General features: G+C 65.4%; 19 protein-coding genes. 10 read left to right on the forward strand and 9 right to left on the reverse strand.

Annotated elements, in window-relative coordinates:
• Positions 1-125: 125 nt before the first annotated feature.
• Positions 126-497: a DUF59 domain-containing protein gene (locus EDC64_RS02015; RefSeq protein WP_132029289.1), complete on the reverse strand. Its 372-nt coding sequence runs from the start codon at positions 495-497 to the stop codon at positions 126-128.
• 449 nt (positions 498-946) lie between these two features.
• Here EDC64_RS02015 and EDC64_RS02020 point away from each other — a divergent pair, with 449 nt between their 5' ends.
• A complete protein-coding gene (locus EDC64_RS02020) occupies positions 947-1,180 on the forward strand; it encodes a BolA family protein (protein WP_132029292.1) in 234 nt (77 codons plus the stop codon).
• Between the two features lie 16 nt (positions 1,181-1,196).
• Positions 1,197-1,532: a Grx4 family monothiol glutaredoxin gene (grxD, locus tag EDC64_RS02025; RefSeq protein WP_132029295.1), complete on the forward strand. Its 336-nt coding sequence runs from the start codon at positions 1,197-1,199 to the stop codon at positions 1,530-1,532.
• Between the two features lie 88 nt (positions 1,533-1,620).
• Here the strand turns inward: grxD and EDC64_RS02030 are convergent, their stop codons facing one another.
• Positions 1,621-1,932 carry a thiosulfate sulfurtransferase GlpE gene (locus tag EDC64_RS02030; protein WP_245504484.1) on the reverse strand — a complete coding sequence of 104 codons (312 nt, stop codon included), beginning with the start codon at positions 1,930-1,932 and terminating at the stop codon, positions 1,621-1,623.
• A gap of 72 nt (positions 1,933-2,004) precedes the next feature.
• On the reverse strand, positions 2,005-2,439 hold the full coding sequence (locus EDC64_RS02035; RefSeq protein ID WP_132029298.1) for a response regulator: 435 nt from the start codon (positions 2,437-2,439) through the stop codon (positions 2,005-2,007).
• A gap of 437 nt (positions 2,440-2,876) precedes the next feature.
• Here EDC64_RS02035 and nifH point away from each other — a divergent pair, with 437 nt between their 5' ends.
• The 8 genes from nifH (at position 2,877) to EDC64_RS02075 (ending at position 9,575) form a co-directional block, all read left to right on the forward strand.
• Complete coding sequence (nifH, locus tag EDC64_RS02040) at positions 2,877-3,767, forward strand: nitrogenase iron protein (protein WP_132029300.1); 891 nt, start codon at positions 2,877-2,879, stop codon at positions 3,765-3,767.
• Between the two features lie 124 nt (positions 3,768-3,891).
• Positions 3,892-4,638: a nitrogen fixation protein NifQ gene (locus EDC64_RS02045; RefSeq protein WP_245504485.1), complete on the forward strand. Its 747-nt coding sequence runs from the start codon at positions 3,892-3,894 to the stop codon at positions 4,636-4,638.
• 83 nt (positions 4,639-4,721) lie between these two features.
• Entirely contained in the window at positions 4,722-5,162 is a 441-nt protein-coding gene (gene irr / locus EDC64_RS02050) for a Fur family transcriptional regulator Irr (RefSeq protein WP_132029978.1), read from the forward strand.
• A 30-nt stretch (positions 5,163-5,192) separates the two neighbouring features.
• On the forward strand, positions 5,193-5,543 hold the full coding sequence (gene nifW / locus EDC64_RS02055; RefSeq protein WP_132029303.1) for a nitrogenase stabilizing/protective protein NifW: 351 nt from the start codon (positions 5,193-5,195) through the stop codon (positions 5,541-5,543).
• Positions 5,544-5,956: 413 nt separating this feature from the next.
• Positions 5,957-6,802, forward strand: coding sequence for an electron transfer flavoprotein subunit beta/FixA family protein (locus tag EDC64_RS02060; protein WP_132029306.1), 846 nt, complete (start codon positions 5,957-5,959; stop codon positions 6,800-6,802).
• 14 nt (positions 6,803-6,816) lie between these two features.
• Complete coding sequence (locus tag EDC64_RS02065) at positions 6,817-7,920, forward strand: electron transfer flavoprotein subunit alpha/FixB family protein (protein ID WP_132029309.1); 1,104 nt, start codon at positions 6,817-6,819, stop codon at positions 7,918-7,920.
• An 11-nt stretch (positions 7,921-7,931) separates the two neighbouring features.
• Positions 7,932-9,239, forward strand: a complete 1,308-nt coding sequence (locus EDC64_RS02070) for an FAD-dependent oxidoreductase (RefSeq protein ID WP_132029312.1) — start codon at positions 7,932-7,934, stop codon at positions 9,237-9,239.
• A 42-nt stretch (positions 9,240-9,281) separates the two neighbouring features.
• Complete coding sequence (locus EDC64_RS02075; protein ID WP_132029315.1) at positions 9,282-9,575, forward strand: ferredoxin family protein; 294 nt, start codon at positions 9,282-9,284, stop codon at positions 9,573-9,575.
• Positions 9,576-9,658: 83 nt separating this feature from the next.
• On the opposite strand, the gene hemP is transcribed toward EDC64_RS02075, so the two are convergent.
• From hemP to EDC64_RS02105, 6 genes are all read right to left on the reverse strand, one after another.
• Positions 9,659-9,841: a hemin uptake protein HemP gene (gene hemP, locus EDC64_RS02080; protein WP_132029318.1), complete on the reverse strand. Its 183-nt coding sequence runs from the start codon at positions 9,839-9,841 to the stop codon at positions 9,659-9,661.
• A gap of 180 nt (positions 9,842-10,021) precedes the next feature.
• Positions 10,022-10,576, reverse strand: coding sequence for a copper chaperone PCu(A)C (locus EDC64_RS02085; protein ID WP_132029321.1), 555 nt, complete (start codon positions 10,574-10,576; stop codon positions 10,022-10,024).
• Between the two features lie 557 nt (positions 10,577-11,133).
• A complete protein-coding gene (locus tag EDC64_RS02090) occupies positions 11,134-12,948 on the reverse strand; it encodes a PHA/PHB synthase family protein (RefSeq protein WP_132029324.1) in 1,815 nt (604 codons plus the stop codon).
• Positions 12,942-15,590, reverse strand: coding sequence for a cation-translocating P-type ATPase (locus tag EDC64_RS02095; RefSeq protein ID WP_132029979.1), 2,649 nt, complete (start codon positions 15,588-15,590; stop codon positions 12,942-12,944). Before EDC64_RS02095 ends, EDC64_RS02090 begins: the two co-directional genes overlap by 7 nt.
• 87 nt (positions 15,591-15,677) lie before the next feature.
• Positions 15,678-16,499: a universal stress protein gene (locus EDC64_RS02100; RefSeq protein WP_132029327.1), complete on the reverse strand. Its 822-nt coding sequence runs from the start codon at positions 16,497-16,499 to the stop codon at positions 15,678-15,680.
• Positions 16,500-16,543: 44 nt separating this feature from the next.
• On the reverse strand, positions 16,544-17,617 hold the full coding sequence (locus EDC64_RS02105; RefSeq protein ID WP_132029980.1) for an NAD(P)-dependent alcohol dehydrogenase: 1,074 nt from the start codon (positions 17,615-17,617) through the stop codon (positions 16,544-16,546).
• Positions 17,618-17,649: the final 32 nt, after the last annotated feature.

Genomic DNA, 17,649 nt, shown 5'->3' on the forward strand with positions numbered 1-17,649 from the left:
TGGAAAGCTTGCGAAGCAATGCCCCCACGCGCCGGTATCCGGCCCCATGGGGCCGGCAAATCAGCATCGCAACGCGCGTTCCGGATACGCACCCTCCGTGCCGGTGCGCGGCGATGGGAAAGCACCTAGAGGAGCCCGAGTTCGAGTCTCACATCTTCGGACATGTTGGAACTGTCCCAGGGCGGATCGAACACCAGCCGGACCTCCACCCCCGCCACCCCGGACACCGCGCTAACCGCCTCGCTGACCCAGTTGAGCATCTCGCCTGCCACCGGGCAGCCCGGCGCGGTCAGCGTCATGTCGATTTCGACGCGCCCTTCCGGGGCGAGCTCGATCCGGTAGATCAGGCCGAGATCATAGATGTTCACCGGAATTTCCGGATCGTGCACGGTGCGCAATGCAGCGACGATCTGCGCGACGAGATCATCCGAAGGCGCAGCGCAGAGATGCCCTTCGCGTGGGGCCGATGACGGATGTCCGACGCTCTCCGGGCCCATGTCAGATTTCCGACTTTGAAGCCAATGAAACACTGGATCGCACCCGCCCCCCCGCCGCGCCGCCTGGGCGCGCGCCCGAAGCACTCAGCGCGACATGCGCCTTTTCAAAGACTTGAAGGCCTTGCGCTGGTTTCATTGCTGTCACCGCCGTGTCGGGGACGGCTCGCTCGGCAGTCCTCTCGACCGACTTTGCAAGCCAAATGCCAAAGCGTTTCAGACAGGGGGTCACGCATCGGGTCGATCCCGTCCATGGCGTAACGAGTACAAGGTGCGCGTCGCGGGGTCCGGGTTTCGTACGCCTGTCGGGTTCGCCACATCGCATGTGACGCACGCCCCGCTCCGCAGATCAGAGCGAGCCTTATAATACACTGATATTAAAGATATATTTTTAATCTTTAAGTCTGGCTTGAGGTTTGCAGAGCGGAAGGCGACCGCAAGGAGCGACACCCATGGCCATGTCGGCAGCCGAAATCGAACGCCTCATCAAGGCGGCCTTTCCAGAGGCACAAGTCGTCATCATGGATCTAGCCGGCGACGGCGATCATTTCGGCGCGCGCGTCATCTGCGAAACCTTCCGTGGCAAGAGCCGGGTTCAGCAGCACCAGATGGTCTATGCCGCGCTCCAAGGGCACATGGGTGGAACGCTCCATGCGCTCGCGCTCGAAACCGCCACTCCCGCCTGACCCAGCGAGGACCGTCATGACCGATCCCACACGTGCGCGTATCGAAGGCCTCATCGCCGGCAGCGACGTCCTGCTCTTCATGAAGGGGGTACCCGCTGCCCCGCAATGCGGCTTCTCCGGTGCCCTGGTGCAAATCCTCGCGCGACTCGATGTACCGTTCGACAGCGTGGACGTGCTCGCCGATTTCGCGGTCCGCGAGGGCATCAAGGCCTATTCCAACTGGCCGACTTTGCCCCAGCTCTATGTCAAGGGCGAGTTCGTGGGCGGCTGCGATATCGTCCGCGAAATGTTCCATTCCGGGGAATTGGCTGCCCTGCTCAACGCCAAAGGCGTGGTCGGCGCACAATCGTGACATGGCGGCGGCGCCCGCCTCGCGGCGCCCCGCCAGACCTACCTGGATCGGATTGCGGACGGGTCGACAATGCCGGGCGTGTGTCGCCCTATCCAGAATTTCCCCAGCCCTCGTACCCGCCATCGAGGCTATAGACTTCCAGAAAGCCGAAGTCTGAAAATATCTGCGCGTATTCACGGCTCGCATGGCCGTGATAGCAATAGATCAGAATCGGCCGACGCCGCGGGGTCTGCGCGATCAGATCGGCCAGAGTCCCACGGGAGAGGTGCAGAGCGCCATCCAGCCTTCCCGCGGCGAACGCGCTTGCGTCCCGCGCGTCGAGCACGAGCGGGCCGACCGAGCCGAGCAGCGCCCGGGCTGCCGGCGCGCTGAGGCAGCGAAAGGGAACGCGCGGCCTCACTTCGGCGCCCGCCGCCGGCGGTACGGCGCGAACCGAACGGCCGCGCGGTCGATCACGGTCACGGCCGCCAACCTATTTCATCAGGCCGAGCTGAATCAGCGGCGCCGCGCCGCCACGGCCCAGAATCGTGTCGACCTTCTTACGCACCGCCTCCAAGGTCAGGGGCTTCACCAGGGTGCCATGCGCCCCCGCTTTCATGCCCTCCACCGCGATGACTTCCTGGGAACGATCACAGACGATCAGGATCCGCACGCCGGGAAAGCGATCCGCCGCCTCGCCGAGCAATCCCGTGCCCCGCTCGGAGAGGTAGGAGGCCCCGAGGAGCAGGACGTCCGGCTTCAGCCAGCCGACGCCCTTCTCGTAGGCCTCCTCGGGCGTCGCCAATTCGTGTGTCTCGATCTCGTCGTGCAGCATGAATTGAAGCGCCGCGCGCGTCACCTCGTCCTGGTCGACGACGAAGACCCGCCGCTGGTCCACGGCCTTCGAGGTTTCGACACCAATCTGCATGTCATCCTCCGGTTCACGCCGCTCGAAAGGCGGACTGTCGGTGCCCGCACCGCGGGAGGGGCAAAGCAAAATCCGTTCCGGCTCGCATCCTGCAGCGAAAAATCCAGGTATTCGCACGCGGATTTCGGCTCCCATCAGAAAGTGCGCCCCAAAAACATGTTTCCTTCCTGACACCAGGCCCGCGCCTGTCGGGTTCGAGACATGGCCGATCTCTGCATTTTTTATATTTCATATATTTCTCAATATATTAACAAGATCACTGAAGCTGGCACGCTCGTTGCTGATACCAATCGGCACGGCGAGTGAGGGCTGAGCGCACGCAGACGCGACGACGAGCGATGTGCTCCTTCCCGTAACCGGCGAGCCTGTTTGTGAGCGATAGCACGCGTGTTTCGGCACGTGATGATCATTGGCACTCGGTTCGAAGGACATCCAACATGTCGTCACTACGACAAATCGCATTTTACGGTAAAGGCGGGATCGGGAAGTCGACCACGTCTCAGAACACCTTGGCGGCACTGGCCGAGATGGGGCACAAGATCCTCATCGTCGGCTGTGATCCCAAGGCGGATTCCACCCGGCTCATCCTCCATGCCAAGGCCCAGGACACCATCCTGAGCCTCGCCGCCGCCGCCGGAAGCGTCGAGGATCTCGAGCTCGAAGAGGTCATGAAGGTCGGCTACCGCGATATCCGCTGCGTCGAGTCGGGCGGACCGGAGCCCGGCGTCGGCTGCGCCGGACGCGGCGTCATCACCTCGATCAACTTTCTCGAGGAGAACGGCGCCTACGAGGACATCGACTATGTCTCCTACGACGTCCTCGGCGACGTGGTGTGCGGCGGCTTCGCCATGCCCATCCGCGAGAACAAGGCCCAGGAGATCTACATCGTCATGTCCGGCGAGATGATGGCCATGTATGCCGCCAACAACATCTCGAAGGGAATCCTCAAATACGCCAATTCCGGCGGCGTCCGGCTCGGCGGGCTCGTCTGCAATGAGCGCCAGACCGACAAGGAGCTGGAACTCGCCGAAGCGATGGCCAAAAAGCTCGGAACCCAGCTGATCTATTTCGTGCCGCGCGACAACATCGTCCAGCACGCCGAGCTGCGCCGCATGACGGTTCTGGAATATGCGCCAGATTCCGTTCAGGCCGGCCATTACAGATCGCTTGCCCAGAAGATCCACAACAATGGCGGCAAGGGCATCATCCCCACCCCCATCACCATGGACGAACTCGAGGACATGCTGATGGAGCATGGAATCATGAAGTCGGTCGACGAGAGCCAGATCGGAAAGTCTGCCGCGGAACTCGCCGCCCTCTCGGCGTGATCCAAACCCAGGTGCCGGCCCCTGCGGGCCGGCACCTCTCCGGCGCAAGATTGGGCCGGACTCCAAGAACCAAAAATGAGGGAACGCAGAGGGCAAGGCGATATTGGCTCTGGGGAGCGCAGACGTGACCGCACCGGTACCGCGCCAACATGCGACCGAATTGGCCCCGGCACCCGCCTATGCCGAGATGCGCGCGAGCGAGGCCGGGATCGCACTCTATGTCCGGCTCACCGGGTGCCGGCCCACCCACGCGCCGACCGAATCGGACACGGGCTTCGACCGGCATATTCTGGCCTCCATCCTCGCCATGTCGGCGGCGGAGGGCGGGCGCCTCACCGACCGGTGCGGACTTTCGGAACCCGCGCTCGCGGACCTCGGCGCCCGCTTCTTTCCGGATGCCGATCTCATCACCTGTGTTGCGATGCCTGCACCGCAGCCCGCACCCGCCCTGCCGGACCCGGACGAGGTCGCCATGGTGCGGGATCTTCTCCTCTCCCACAGGTCTTCCGACCTTGGCCCCTGGCTCGCCGTCCTTTTGGCGCGGCGGGCGATGGAGCCGAACCATTTGTGGGAGGATCTCGGGCTGCGGGAGCGTTCCGAACTGACCCGCCTCCTCACCCGCCATTTCGCGCCGCTCGCCGTCCGAAACACCCGCAATATGCGGTGGAAGCGCTTCTTCTATCGCATGCTCTGCGAATCCGACGGTTTCGTCATGTGCGCGACTCCGGTCTGCACCCAGTGCACCGACTTCTCCGTCTGCTTTGCCGAGAAGACCAGCGAGAGCCGCATGGCGGACCGCCGCCGCGCACTCGCTTTGGCCGCGCCTGCGTCCGCCGAGGCCGCCCTTCAACCCGCTGCGCAACCAAGGTGACCTGGATGGAACAGATGATCGGTCAGATCTCACGCCACAGATCCGCGCCGAGCCCGGAGCCCGATCTGGCCCCGGAACTGCGGATGATCTGGCGCGGAGCGCCCTCGGACCTCCACCGCTGGATCGATGTCATCCGTCTCTTGCGTGGCGCGGGACTGCGCCCAACACGTCAACGCTTGGTCTTGGGCCGGCTTTTGTTCTCCAAAGGCAATCGGCACGTCACCGCCGCCATGCTCCACGACGAGACCATGAAGGCGCGGATCCCAATGTCGCTGGCGACCGTCTACAATACCCTCCACCACTTTACCGAGGTCGGGCTGCTGCGGCGCATCGGCGTCAGCGGGACGATCGCCTTCTTCGACACCAATCCCAGCCGCCACCACCATTTCTTCGTCGAGGACGAGCACATGCTGTTCGACATTCCCGCCGAGGACGTCGGCATCGACACCCTGCCCGCGACACCGACCGGATTCGACGTCTCGGGTGTCGATGTCGTCGTGCGCCTGAAGCGCAGGCCGTGCTGATGCGCGCAGAGCCGCGATGAGGAGACGATGATGAGCGGAGTTGATCGCCCCCCCCTTAAACCAGCCGGCATTCTCGCCCAATTGAACGCCGCAAGCTCAGCAGAAGACTTCTTCGGTTTGCTCGGCGTCGATTACGACCCGAAAGTGGTCCAGGTGTCCCGCCTGCATATCTTACGACGGATGGGACAATATCTCGTCAGCGAGGATTTTTCCGGTCGGCCCGATACCTGGGTGGCGGAGCGCTGCAAGGCCGTGCTCGAACAGGCCTATGCCGATTTCGTCGCGTCCTCGCCGATCGACCAACGCGTGTTCAAGGTTCTGAAGGACGCCGTGAAGCCGCAGCCGGGCCCGGCCTTCGTTCCGCTCAGCACGCTGAAATAGCCATATCGCCCGGTCGGCCGATGCGCTTTCGCGAAGCCGGCCGATCCCGCTGCAGGGAAGCGATACGACCGGACCGGCACCAGTCGGCCGGCAGCGTTTGGTTCGCCGCACCGCGCTGCCTGCAAAATGCTTCCCATCTCGCGCGCTGCTCGCATCTTACCCCCCAAATGCTGCGCGCGGTGGTCCCGCGCAGACAGGCGAGACGCTCCCGGACCCGGTCCAGGACAGGCCCTGTCGGATTCCCGACGTTGTCGCGCGCATCGCACCCTGTCCGGCGCAGGACCGCCATTGGAACGGCTCCAGCAAAATCGTTTATGTATTTGACTTAACAATGAAATATCGAACCCCGCGGAACTGGTACGGGGCTTGCTGGGCGGATGTCGGGACTGGATAGCCCAGCGCGGAGCAACCGCATGCACATCATCGTCTGCATCAAGCAGGTTCCGGATTCGGCGCAGATCCGCGTCCATCCGGTGACCAACACCATCATGCGGCAGGGGGTGCCGACGATCATCAACCCCTACGACCTGTTTGCGCTGGAGGCCGCCCTCGCCCTCCGCGACCGGTTCGGCGGCACGGTCACCGTGCTGACCATGGGGCCGCCTTCGGCGGAAGATAGCCTGCGCAAGGCGCTCACCTTCGGGATCGACCGCGCCGTGCTCCTGACCGACCGCTTCTTCGCCGGTGCGGACACGCTCGCGACCACCTACGCGCTTGCCGCCGCGATCCGGAAAATCGGCGAAACCTTCGGCGCGCCGGACATCGTCTTTACCGGAAAACAGACGATCGACGGCGACACCGCCCAGGTCGGCCCCGGGATCGCCAAGCGACTCGGCCTGCTCCAGCTGACCTATGTCGCCAAGATCAACACCCTCGATCTCGAAGCCGGCACGATCGAAGCCGAGCGTCGGTCCGAGGGCGGCGTGCAGGTGCTTCAGACGCGGCTGCCCTGCCTCGTGACCATGCTGGAGGCGAGCAACGAGATTCGCCGCGGCGGCATGGCGGACGCATTGCGCGCAGCCCGCGCTGAGATCGTGAAATGGAGCGCGCAGGACGCCGGCGTCGCGGACATTGCCAAATGCGGCCTGCGTGGCTCTCCGACCATCGTGAAACGCGTGTTCGCGCCGCCACCCCGCGCCGAAAAGGCGACGATGGTCGACATCGCCGGCCAGCCGCCGGCGGACGCCCTGATCGCCCACATCTTCCAGCGCGCGCCCAAGCTCGAAGCGGAGCTTGCGGCGCTGGCGCGCGGCTATTGACGGGAGAGACTGCGATGAGCGAGCCGACCAAAGCCCCCGCCCCTTCGGGTCGCGCCGCGACCAAGAAGGAGCTTCCCGAGCATTTCAAGAGCTATCGCCACGTCTGGGTGTTCGTCGAGCAGGAGCGCGGCCAGGTCCATCCCGTATCGTGGGAACTGATGGGCGCCGGCCGCAAGCTCGCCGACAAGCTCAAGGTCGACCTGGCCGCTGTGGTGATCGGGCCACAGGGCGAAGTCTCCCGGCAGGCTGCGGCCGAGGCCTTCTGCTACGGCGCCGACCTCGCTTATGTCGTGGCCGACGACCTTCTCGCCGATTATCGCAACGAGGCCTACACCAAGGCGCTCACAGACATCGTGAACACCTTCAAACCGGAGATCCTGCTGCTCGGCGCCACAACGCTCGGCCGCGACCTCGCTGGCTCGGTGGCGACCACCCTGCTGACGGGGCTGACGGCGGACTGCACCGAACTCGATGTCGATCCCGACGGCTCGCTCGCTGCGACGCGGCCGACCTTCGGCGGCTCGCTCCTGTGCACCATCTATACGCTGAACTACCGCCCGCAAATGGCGACGGTGCGCCCCCGCGTCATGCCCATGCCGGAACGCGTCGCGCGCGATCCGGGTCGCATCGTCACCCACCCGCTCGGGCTCGTGGAGGACGACATCGTCACCAAGATCCGCGCCTTTCTCCCGGACCGGGATTCGGCGAAATCGAACCTCGCTTATGCCGATGTCGTGGTCGCCGGCGGGCTCGGCCTCGGTTCGCCCGAGAATTTCCAATTGGTGCGCCAGCTCGCCGCCGTATTGGGCGCGGACTATGGCTGCTCCCGCCCCCTGGTTCAGAAGGGCTGGGTCACCTCCGACCGGCAAATCGGCCAGACCGGCAAGACCATCCGTCCCAAGCTCTATATCGCCGCCGGCATTTCCGGCGCGATCCAGCACCGCGTCGGGGTCGATGGCGCGGACCTGATCGTCGCCATCAATACCGATAAGAACGCGCCGATCTTCGACTTCGCCCATGTGGGCATCGTCACCGACGCGATCCGGTTCCTGCCGGCGCTCACCGAGGCGTTTCGCGCACGCCTCTCCCCGCATTCGCGCGATCGGATCGCAAGTTAGAGGGGCATGCCATGATCGATGAGAGATTCGACGCCATCGTCGTCGGTGCCGGAATGGCCGGCAATGCCGCCGCGCTCACTTTGGCCCAGCGCGGCCTCAAGGTCCTGCAATTGGAGCGCGGGGAATACTCCGGCTCCAAAAACGTCCAGGGTGCCATTCTCTATGCCGATATGCTGGAGACGCTAATCCCCGATTTCCGCGAAGACGCGCCGCTCGAACGCCACCTCGTGGAGCAGCGCTTCTGGATGATGGATGACCGCTCCCATGTCGGCCTCCACTACAAGTCGGACGAGTTCAACGAGGAGCGCGCGAACCGCTACACCATCATTCGCGCCCAGTTCGACAAATGGTTCTCGTCGAAGGTGCGCGAGGCCGGCGCGGTGGTGCTGTGCGAAACCACCGTCACGGAACTTGCGCGCGACGCCTATGGCAAGGTCATCGGCGTGCGCACCGACCGGCGCGACGGAGAGATCCATGCCGACGTGGTGGTGCTGGCCGAAGGGGTCAACGGTCTGCTCGGCACCCGCGCAGGGCTTCGGCCCCCGCCCCGTCCGGACAATGTCGCCCTTGCGGTCAAGGAAATGCATTTCCTGCCGCGTGAGACGATCGAGGCGCGGTTCAACCTGAAGGGGGACGAGGGCACCGTGATCGAAGCCGCTGGCACGATCTCTCGCGGCATGACCGGCATGGGCTTCATCTATGCCAACAAGGAATGCATCTCGCTCGGCATCGGCTGCCTGGTCGCGGACTTCCAAGCCACCGGCGAAACGCCCTATGGCCTGCTTGAACGCTTTAAGCAGCATCCCTCCGTCGCCCCGCTGATCGAGGGCTCGGAAGTGAAGGAATATGCCGCCCATCTCATCCCAGAGGGCGGCTACAAGGCGATCCCGCAACTCTATGGCGACGGCTGGGTGGTGGTGGGGGACGCCGCACAGCTCAACAATGCCATCCACCGCGAGGGCTCGAACCTCGCGATGACCTCCGGGCGCATCGCCGCCGAAGCGATCTTCCAGGTGAAGTCGCGGCGCGAGCCCATGACGGCAAAGAACCTTGCGCTTTACAAGACCATGCTGGACGACAGCTTCGTCATAAAGGACCTGAAGAAATACAAGGACATGCCGGCCTTGATGCATATCCAGTCGCAGAATTTCTTCCTGACCTATCCGCAGCTCGTGTCGAAGGCGATGCAGAACTTCCTCCGGGTCGACGGCACGCCGAAGAAGGAGAAGGAGGCGTCGACCCTCCGCAGCTTCGTGGCGGCGCGCTCCTGGCTCGGGCTGTTCGGCGACGCCTTCCGCTTCGCCCGGGCCTGGCGGTGATCCTTCACGCGTGATGCCAACCCTTCGAACAGGAGACGAGCCATGAGCGAGACTGCGGTGCGGGTGGAGGAAAAGCTCTTCTACAATCGGTATCTCGTCGATGCGGGCCGAGCCCACATCAAGGTGCGGCCACATGCGGCGCCGACCGCTCCGCTGCTGGCGCTGCTCAAAGTGTGTCCGGCGCGCTGCTACGAAATGAACGAGGCCGGTCAGGTGGAAGTGTGCGTCGACGGTTGCGTCGAATGCGGGACGTGCCGGGTCATCGCCGAGCCGAGCGGCGACATCGAATGGAGCTATCCGCGCGGTGGCTACGGGGTTCTGTTCAAATTCGGCTGAGGCCACCAAAGGCCGCCCATCGTGTCGCGGACCCAGCGCCGGGACGGGCGGCAACCCGCCCGGCCGGGGGGCCGACTTCCGCGCTATTTGGTGAGGATCAGCTTCTCGTTCGCCGTCAAAGTGAGGGTATAAATTTGGTCGCCATGGGCGATGCGGACCGTGCGTCGGCCCTGGAACAGATCCGCGCTGTCGATACACGCCTCGGATAGGCGGCGGTTTGGCGCTTGCGGGGATTCAGGCGCGGCCTTCAGCCGAACGATAGCCATGCGATATCCTCCTGCCGCGTGAGCTGGATGGACCTCATCGGGACGGAGGACGGGCGGCGAGCCACGGTCCCTCTCCTTGCTCCCGCAGGATCGGCAGGGAACACAGAGACGCACGGTGTCGGAGTCGAGACCGGGCCGAAGGACTGGATCTCCCGAAATGGCCGCCGACCGACCGGCGGATCATTTGCCGTGCGCGTGGCTGTGCCCTTCGCCGGCGGCTACGCCTTCGGCACCGATCGGCTCGACCGTCAGCTTGACCGGGATCGTGCCCGCTTTTTCGAAGGTGAGCGTCCCGGTGACTATGGTGCCCTGCTTCAGGGGCTGCGTCAGATCCATGAACATCAGATGGTACGAGCCGGGCTTCAGCGTGACCGATCCATTGGCCGGGACGAGCAGCCCGCCGGGCACCTGGCGCATGGTCATCACGCCATTGGCCATGGCCATTTCGTGGATCTCGACCCGCGGCGCGACATCGGCGGTTGCGGCGACGAGACGGTCGGTGGCCGCGCCCTCATTGCGCAGGACCATATAGCCGGCGCCCACCGTGGCGCCCTGCGGCGTCGCGCGTGCCCAAGGCTGATCGATGGCGATCGTCGGCGAATTTTGCGCGAACAAGGCTTGCGCGGAAAGCGTGAGAAGGAGTGTCGCGAACGCGGCGGCCGCAAGCGCCTCCTCGAAGCGGACGCGGCGGAGCAAGCGGGTGAACGTGAAGGGCGTGCGAGAAGAATTGAGCATGGTGAGGCTCCCTGAAACATGCCGCTCGACCGGGTCGAGCCGAATTGAGGAAAGGCGACGGGTCAGCCCACCGAAGGTGGTGCCCGTGCCAAGCCGATCGATGTTTCAGGGGCAAAAATGGTAACCGCCGGTGCGCGACCCATCGGCTCCGGCGCGTCCCGCGAAAGCGGCGGTGGGCGGACGGCGGTCTCAGGTTGAGGCGAAGCGGTGCTTCCGGAGACGCCGCGGAGAAGGCAACACTCCGCGGTGTCGTGCGAAGCCTCGTCACCCTGCCAGGGCGCATTCGTCCCAGCGGTATCCTGTGAAAGACCGGTTGTGCACAAAAAGAGCGATCCGCCCGGCGCGGCAGACGCCGCCTGCAAACCCGTCGCCAGACCAAATATCAGGACCTGCAGAACAAGCAGGTAGGCTCCCGCAAGGGCGCTCCCCGCTCTCCATCTGCTTCGACGATCCGACACGGCGCTTCGCTCCGGTATTGGAGCAGTATGGCACCATACCCGCACGGGCCGTAGAGGCATGGGATGCGGCACCATGCCCCGCGCTCCGCATTGCGCCGCTCAGGGCACCCGGACAAAGCTACCAGGCGCATCATCGAGTGCCGGTCCCGGCCCGCCCAACGGCGGAGGCGCAACCGGTGCACCCGAGCGGCCTGCAAGCCACGCGCACCATTCCTCCCACCAGGACCCCTGCTTGAGCATCGCCGTCTCCAACCAGGCATCCGGCCCCAGATGCGCCCCTTCGGCGCGCTTGGTGAGCACGCGGTAATGCCGGCGCGCCGCGCCCGGCTGCGCGACGATCCCGCCATTGTGCCCGCCGCTCGCGAGCGCGAAGGTGACGTCGGTGTCGGTCAAATAGTGCAGCTTGAACACCGAGCGCCACGGCGCGACATGGTCGCGTTCGGTGCCGACGGCGAAGATCGGCACCCGGATGTCGCCCAGTGCCACCGGCCGCCCCTCCACCTTGAAACGCCCCTCCGCGAGATCATTGTCGAGGTAGAGGCTGCGCAAATATTGCGAATGCATGCGGTAAGGCATGCGGGTGGCATCGGCGTTCCAGGCCATCAGGTCGGTCATGGGTGCGCGTTCGCCCATCAGGTAATCGTGGATCACACGCGACCAGATCAGATCGTTGGACCGCAGGAGTTGGAACGCGCCGGCCATCTGCCTCGTACTGAGCACGCCCTGGCTCCACATCACGCTTTCGAGAAAGCTGATCTGGCTCTCATTGACGAACAGCCGCAATTCACCCGCTTCGGTGAAATCGGCCTGAGCCGCAAGCAGAGTAAGGCTCGCAAGCCGTGCATCGCCGTCCCGCGCCATGGCCGCCGCCGCGATCGAAAGCAACGTACCGCCGAGACAATATCCCGCCCCGTGGATGGCGACCCCGGGCAGGATTCGCCCGACCGCGTCGAGCGCCTCCATGACACCACATTGCCGGTAGTCGTCGAACGCGAGGTCGCGGTCGGCGCTCTCTGGATTGAGCCACGAGACCATGAAGACTGTGAAGCCCTGGGCGATAAGATGGCGTACCAGAGAGTTTTCTGGTGACAGATCGAGAATGTAATATTTCATGATCCAGGCGGGCACGATCAGAACCGGCTCGGGATGCACCATTTCCGTCGTGGGCGTATACTGAATCAATTCAATCAAACGATTGCGATAGACCACTTTTCCCGGAGTTGTTGCGACGTCGCGACCCACTTCGAAGCGTTCCGCGCCGACCGGCTTCTGCCCCCGCAGCTCACGCTCCAGATCCTCCAGAAAATTGAAGAAACCGTCCGTGAGATTGCGCCCTCCGGTCTCCACCGTCCGCTGCTGCACCACCGGATTGGTAAAGAGGAAATTGGCGGGAGACATGACGTCGAGGATTTGACGGGCGACGAATTCGACGATGTTTTCGTTCGAATGCCGCACGCCGCGAACCCCGGTGGTCGCATTGTGCCACCATTGCTGATTGAGCAGGAACGCCTGATGCAGGGCATTGAACGGCCATGTGCGCCATTGCGGGGCCGAGAACCGACGGTCCTGAGGCAGTGGCTCGATGCACAATTGCGTCCCGGGCTGAAGTTGGCAGGCCGCCAGATAGCGCGCGAGCCGCACCCATTTCCGCGCCGCCTTGCCCGCCAATTCCGCCTGCTTGCCGGGCGACAGCGCGAGATGCATCGCCCAGTCGACATAGGCATCGACCAGGGCCGCGGGCGAAAGACCGCCAGTCACTCGTGCGATCGCGGCGTGCACGGCAAAGTCGATGGAATCGTTGATGCTCAAGGTTGCATCGTCCGTGGCGGCATCCGCCGGGGAAGAGGAAGTCGGGTCGGAGGACACCGGAACGAGCGGCGGCGGGGACGGAGCGAAAGGGGTGCGCGTCAGCATGTCTGTGCCTTCCGAGCAGCGGCGCGGCGCCGCAGAAACTTGTCGCCCTCGATGACCAGAATGATCGACGCGGCGATGGGAACGAGCAGAAGCATCAGGTCGGGCGCGATCGGCGCGACGTCCAGAACATCGCGGAGCCCGGGTACGAAGGGGGCTGCGAGGCTCGCGAGCAACGCCGCGGCGACCGCGAAGGCCAGCGGCAGATTGTTCGCGAGCGGCAATCGAAACGCGGAGAGGGTCTCGGAGCGGCAGTTGAAGACATGCATGTTCTGGAACAGAACCATCAGCATGAGCGTGACGTTCCGGGCCTCCTCCGCGCTCCGCCCGGCACCGAGAAGAGCGGCGAAAACCGCATAAGCGACGACGCCCATATAAAGTCCTGCCACGGCGATCTGACGCAGCATCAGCCGGTCCAGGATCGGCTCGTCTCCGGGTCGCGGAGGCCGATGCAGCAGACCCGGCTCTGCCTTCTCGAAAGCCAGAGCGACATCCTGCCCGCCATTGGTGACAAGATTGAGCCAAAGGAGCTGCACCGCAGTGAGAGGTGCGGGAAGGCCACTCAAAACCGCGAGGAGCACCATCGCCGCCTCCGCCGCCCCGGTCCCGACAAGGAGCAGGATCACCTTGCGGATATTGGCATAAGCCGCGCGTCCCTCCTCGATGCCGGCGACCACCGACGCGAAATTGTCATCGGTCAGGACGAGATCGGCGACCTCGCGGGCGACGTCGGTGCCGCCGCGTCCCATGGCGATGCCGAGATCGGCGCGCCGCAGAGCGGGCGCGTCGTTGACCCCGTCACCGGTCATGGCGACGACATGTCCGGCATCCTGGAGCGCCTGGACGATCTCCACTTTTTGGCCGGGTTCAACGCGGGCAAAAACCCGGGCGCGCGCCAGCCGCTCGATCCCCGGCGGACCATAGGCCGTGCCTGCCTCGAGGTCGCGTCCGGTAACGATCTGGTCGGGCCGATCCGCGATGCCCAAATCACGCGCGATGGCGAGGGCGGTCGCCGCATGGTCGCCGGTGATCATCTTGACCGCGACGCCCGCCGCCGTACAGGCCGCGACCGCCGCCTTGGCCTCAGGACGCAGCGGATCGATGAAACCGACCAGGCCGAGGAGCGTGAGCCGGTCGACGGCGGCCGGCAGCGCCGCAGCGTCCGGCACGTCGTGCGCATCGAAACGGCGCCCGGCAACGGCGAGGACGCGATAGCCGTCGGCAGCCATCCGCTCTGCTACGGCGAGCGCCTGGGCCGATTCTGCACCTGTGCAGAGAGGCACCACGACCTCGGCGGCCCCTTTCACCGAGAGACGCGCCCCACCCCCCGCAGTGTTCAACGCGGCGGCGAACTTGCGTGCGGCGTCGAACGGCAGATCACGGAGTCGTGGATGCGCCGCGGCTAGGGCCGCAGGATCCAGGGAGAGATCGTGGGCGAGCCGCAGGAAGGCGATATCGACAGCATCGCCACTCGCCTGGTCGGGGTGCGCAGGATCGAAGGTGGCGTCGTTGCACAGCGCGCCGGCCTCGCCGAGCGCCCGCGCCATTTCGTCGGACGGCGCAGACGCCAGCAGCACATCCCCCTCCCCGGGGAGCCACAGCCGGCGTGCCGCCACCTTGTTCAGGGTGAGCGTCCCGGTCTTATCGGTGGCTATCACCGTGCAGGCACCCAGCCCTTCCACAGCCGCGAGCTGCCGCACGATGACATGGCGCCGCGCCATACGGCGCGTCGCGACAGCGAGAGCGATCGTGACCGCAACGGGAAGCCCCTCGGGGATGATGGACACGGCGAGGGCGATGGCGAAGAAGACGGTTTCGCGCAGCGGTGCACCACCGGCCAATTGGATCGCCACGACGAGCGCAACCAGAGAGAGCGCGACGAGCGCGAGCAGTCGCGAGAACCGGTCGAGCCGGCGCAGCAAAGGCGGCCCGGCGGACGGCGCCTGGAGCGCCCGCGCGATCTGGCCGATGGCGGTCGACCCGCCGGTCGCGACCACGACCGCCTCGCAGCGTCCGCGCTGAATCATGGTCCCGGCATGGAGCATGTTGGTGCGATCGGCGAGGCGCGCCCCCTCCGGCAGCGCGCGCAGCTCGAGCTTGTCCACCGGAAGCGATTCACCCGTGAGCATGGCCTCGTCGGCCTGGAGCTGGCTCGCCGCGATCAGTCGCAGATCGGCGGGCACACGGTCGCCCGCCTCCAGAACCAGCATGTCCCCCACCACCAGCGCGCGGCTTTCAATCGGGGCAATGGTGCCGTCGCGCCGAACCCGGGTTCCGGTGCGGATGCGGGCGCGCAGCGCCTGGGTATTGGCCTGCGCGCGATATTCCTGAGTGGCCCCGATCGCCGTGTTGATGAGCACGACGATGAGGATGAAGACCGCGTCCTCCAAATCACCCATTGCGGCCGCGACCGCGGCGGCGGCGAGCAGCAGCGCAATCAGAGGGCTCCAGATTTGCGCCAGGAGGATCGCGCCGATGGTCCGCACGGGCGGCTCGGGGAGGAGGTTTGGGCCGAAAGCCGCGAGGCGCCGGTCTGCCTCGCCGGCCGAGAGCCCGGTGGCGCTGGTCGACAGGGTTTCCAGAACCTGCCGCTCGGACAGGGCATGCCAGAGCGGCGGGGCCGCGCCCGTGCGGTCGACAGGCATGTAGCTCAAGGTCCGGCTCCTCCGTGATCCGAGGCCCCCTCACCTTCCGTTAGGACACGATATGAAGTCTTGATGTCGCTCAAGGCGTCAGTGCGACAGCAGAACGGGAACCGTCATCGCGGAGAGAATGTCGCGCGTCGCGCCACCCAGCAACGCCTCGCGCAAAGGAGAATGCCCGTAGGCGCCCATCACGAGGAGATCGGTCTCGGTATCGGCGGCGTGCGAAAGGATCACCTCCCCGAACGGATCCGTGCGCACCAGCGTGCGGAAGGTAGCTGACACGCCGTGGGCACCGAGATGCTCCACGAGGCGCGCCTCGATGCGGGCGCCCTCCGGCAGAAATCCGGTCGCCACCTGGACGATTTCGACGCGCGCGGCTCGGTGCAGGAAAGGCATGGCATCCGCCAGCGCACGCGCCGCCGAAACCCCGCCGTCCCAGGCGACGATGATCGCCCGGAACCGGCTCGCAGGCTTGCCTGCATACGGCACGAGAAGGCAGGGCCGGCCGGACTCGACGAGGAGCGTTTCGAGATGCATGTCGGCCGGCCGCACGCCGTCCGGGTCAGGCTGCTCGACGACGATCAGATCGCAGGCCCGGATCACCTCCGTCACCCCCTCATCGCCGACCGGATCCTCTCGGCAGATCACGACGGAAGATGCCTGAAGACCTGCGGCGCGTGCACGTCTCTCAATGCCTTCGGCGAGATCCTGGGCTTTCGTCAAAGCGTCCCGACGATCCGCCGTTGCAAGGTCGAGCCGATCCGGTGGCTGGACGAAGAAGCCGAGCGGCGCGCCGACGACGATGCACAGCGCCGTCACCCGAGCGCCGTATTGTTCGGCGAGCGCAAAAGCCATCGGTTCCGCCGCCCTGCCGACGCCGTCGACCACCACCACGATGTGCTTGATCATCGATGCCTCTTTCGGAGCCGGCGTGCTGCGCGGGCCCCCATGCCTCAATTGCGGATCGCGACCTTCAGGACGCCGTCGCGCTGGTGCGCGAAGAGGTCATAGGCGGCCTCGATGTCATCCAAGGTGAACCGATGGGTCACGAGTGGGCGCAGGTCGACACGCTCCGCAGCGACCACCTCCATCAGGCGCCGCATCCGCTCCTTGCCGCCGGGGCAGAGTGTCGTGACGATCTTATGGTCACCGAGTCCGGCTGCAAATGCGCCGAGCGGAATGCGCAAATCGCCGGAATAGACCCCGAGCGAAGACAGCGTGCCACCCGGCCGCAGCACGCGCAACGCCCCTTCGAACGTCTCCTGCCGGCCAAGCGCCTCAATGGCGACGTCGACGCCACGGCCCCCTGTCAATTCCAGGATCTGCTCGGCGGGATCGCCCTCGGTGAAATCCACCACCTCGTCGGCACCGAGGCGCCGCGCCATCTCTTGACGCGCCGGAATGCTTTCGACCGCGATGATCCGCGTCGCCCCCATCAGCTTCGCGCCGGCGGTGGCGCACAGCCCGATCGGCCCCTGGGCGAATACGGCGACCGTGTCGCCGATCCGGACTTCGCCCCGCTCCGCGCCGGAGAAGCCGGTCGACATGATGTCCGGGCACATCAGAACCTGCTCGTCGCTCAGCCCGTCCGGAACGGGCGCGAGATTGGTCATGGCGTCCGGTACACGGAGATATTCCGCCTGCGCCCCGTCGATCGTATTGCCGAAGCGCCAGCCGCCCATCGGCTTGAAGCCGTGGCGCGTCCCTGCACCGTCCTGGGAGGAACAGCCGCACAGGCAGGCGGCGCTGTGGCCCGACGGTGTGATCGCGCCGGCGATCACCCTCTGGCCTTCGCGGAAGCCGCTCACCGCGGAGCCGAGCTTTTCGATGATGCCGACCGGTTCGTGGCCGATCGTCAGTCCGCGTGCGACGGGGTATTCGCCCTTCAGAATGTGGACGTCGGTGCCGCAAATCGTCGTCGTGGTGATGCGGATCAAGGCATCGAGCGGTCCGATATCCGGGACAGGCTTGTCCTCAAGAACGATGCGGCCCACCTCGGCAAAAACTGCCGCCTTCATCTTCGCCACCTGGCAACGCCGCGGGACGGCGGTGCCGGGCA

Origin of the sequence: Aquabacter spiritensis (assembly GCF_004346185.1) — a bacterium.
Lineage (GTDB): Bacteria > Pseudomonadota > Alphaproteobacteria > Rhizobiales > Xanthobacteraceae > Aquabacter > Aquabacter spiritensis.

Coding starts and splice junctions, on each gene's coding strand:
- EDC64_RS02015 (WP_132029289.1), bottom strand. CDS start 497: ATGGGCCCGGAGAGCGTCGGACATCCGTCATCGGCCCCACGCGAAGGG.
- EDC64_RS02020 (WP_132029292.1), top strand. CDS start 947: ATGGCCATGTCGGCAGCCGAAATCGAACGCCTCATCAAGGCGGCCTTT.
- grxD (WP_132029295.1), top strand. CDS start 1,197: ATGACCGATCCCACACGTGCGCGTATCGAAGGCCTCATCGCCGGCAGC.
- EDC64_RS02035 (WP_132029298.1), bottom strand. CDS start 2,439: ATGCAGATTGGTGTCGAAACCTCGAAGGCCGTGGACCAGCGGCGGGTC.
- nifH (WP_132029300.1), top strand. CDS start 2,877: ATGTCGTCACTACGACAAATCGCATTTTACGGTAAAGGCGGGATCGGG.
- irr (WP_132029978.1), top strand. CDS start 4,722: ATGATCTGGCGCGGAGCGCCCTCGGACCTCCACCGCTGGATCGATGTC.
- nifW (WP_132029303.1), top strand. CDS start 5,193: ATGAGCGGAGTTGATCGCCCCCCCCTTAAACCAGCCGGCATTCTCGCC.
- EDC64_RS02060 (WP_132029306.1), top strand. CDS start 5,957: ATGCACATCATCGTCTGCATCAAGCAGGTTCCGGATTCGGCGCAGATC.
- EDC64_RS02065 (WP_132029309.1), top strand. CDS start 6,817: ATGAGCGAGCCGACCAAAGCCCCCGCCCCTTCGGGTCGCGCCGCGACC.
- EDC64_RS02070 (WP_132029312.1), top strand. CDS start 7,932: ATGATCGATGAGAGATTCGACGCCATCGTCGTCGGTGCCGGAATGGCC.
- EDC64_RS02075 (WP_132029315.1), top strand. CDS start 9,282: ATGAGCGAGACTGCGGTGCGGGTGGAGGAAAAGCTCTTCTACAATCGG.
- hemP (WP_132029318.1), bottom strand. CDS start 9,841: ATGGCTATCGTTCGGCTGAAGGCCGCGCCTGAATCCCCGCAAGCGCCA.
- EDC64_RS02085 (WP_132029321.1), bottom strand. CDS start 10,576: ATGCTCAATTCTTCTCGCACGCCCTTCACGTTCACCCGCTTGCTCCGC.
- EDC64_RS02090 (WP_132029324.1), bottom strand. CDS start 12,948: ATGCTGACGCGCACCCCTTTCGCTCCGTCCCCGCCGCCGCTCGTTCCG.
- EDC64_RS02095 (WP_132029979.1), bottom strand. CDS start 15,590: ATGCCTGTCGACCGCACGGGCGCGGCCCCGCCGCTCTGGCATGCCCTG.
- EDC64_RS02100 (WP_132029327.1), bottom strand. CDS start 16,499: ATGATCAAGCACATCGTGGTGGTGGTCGACGGCGTCGGCAGGGCGGCG.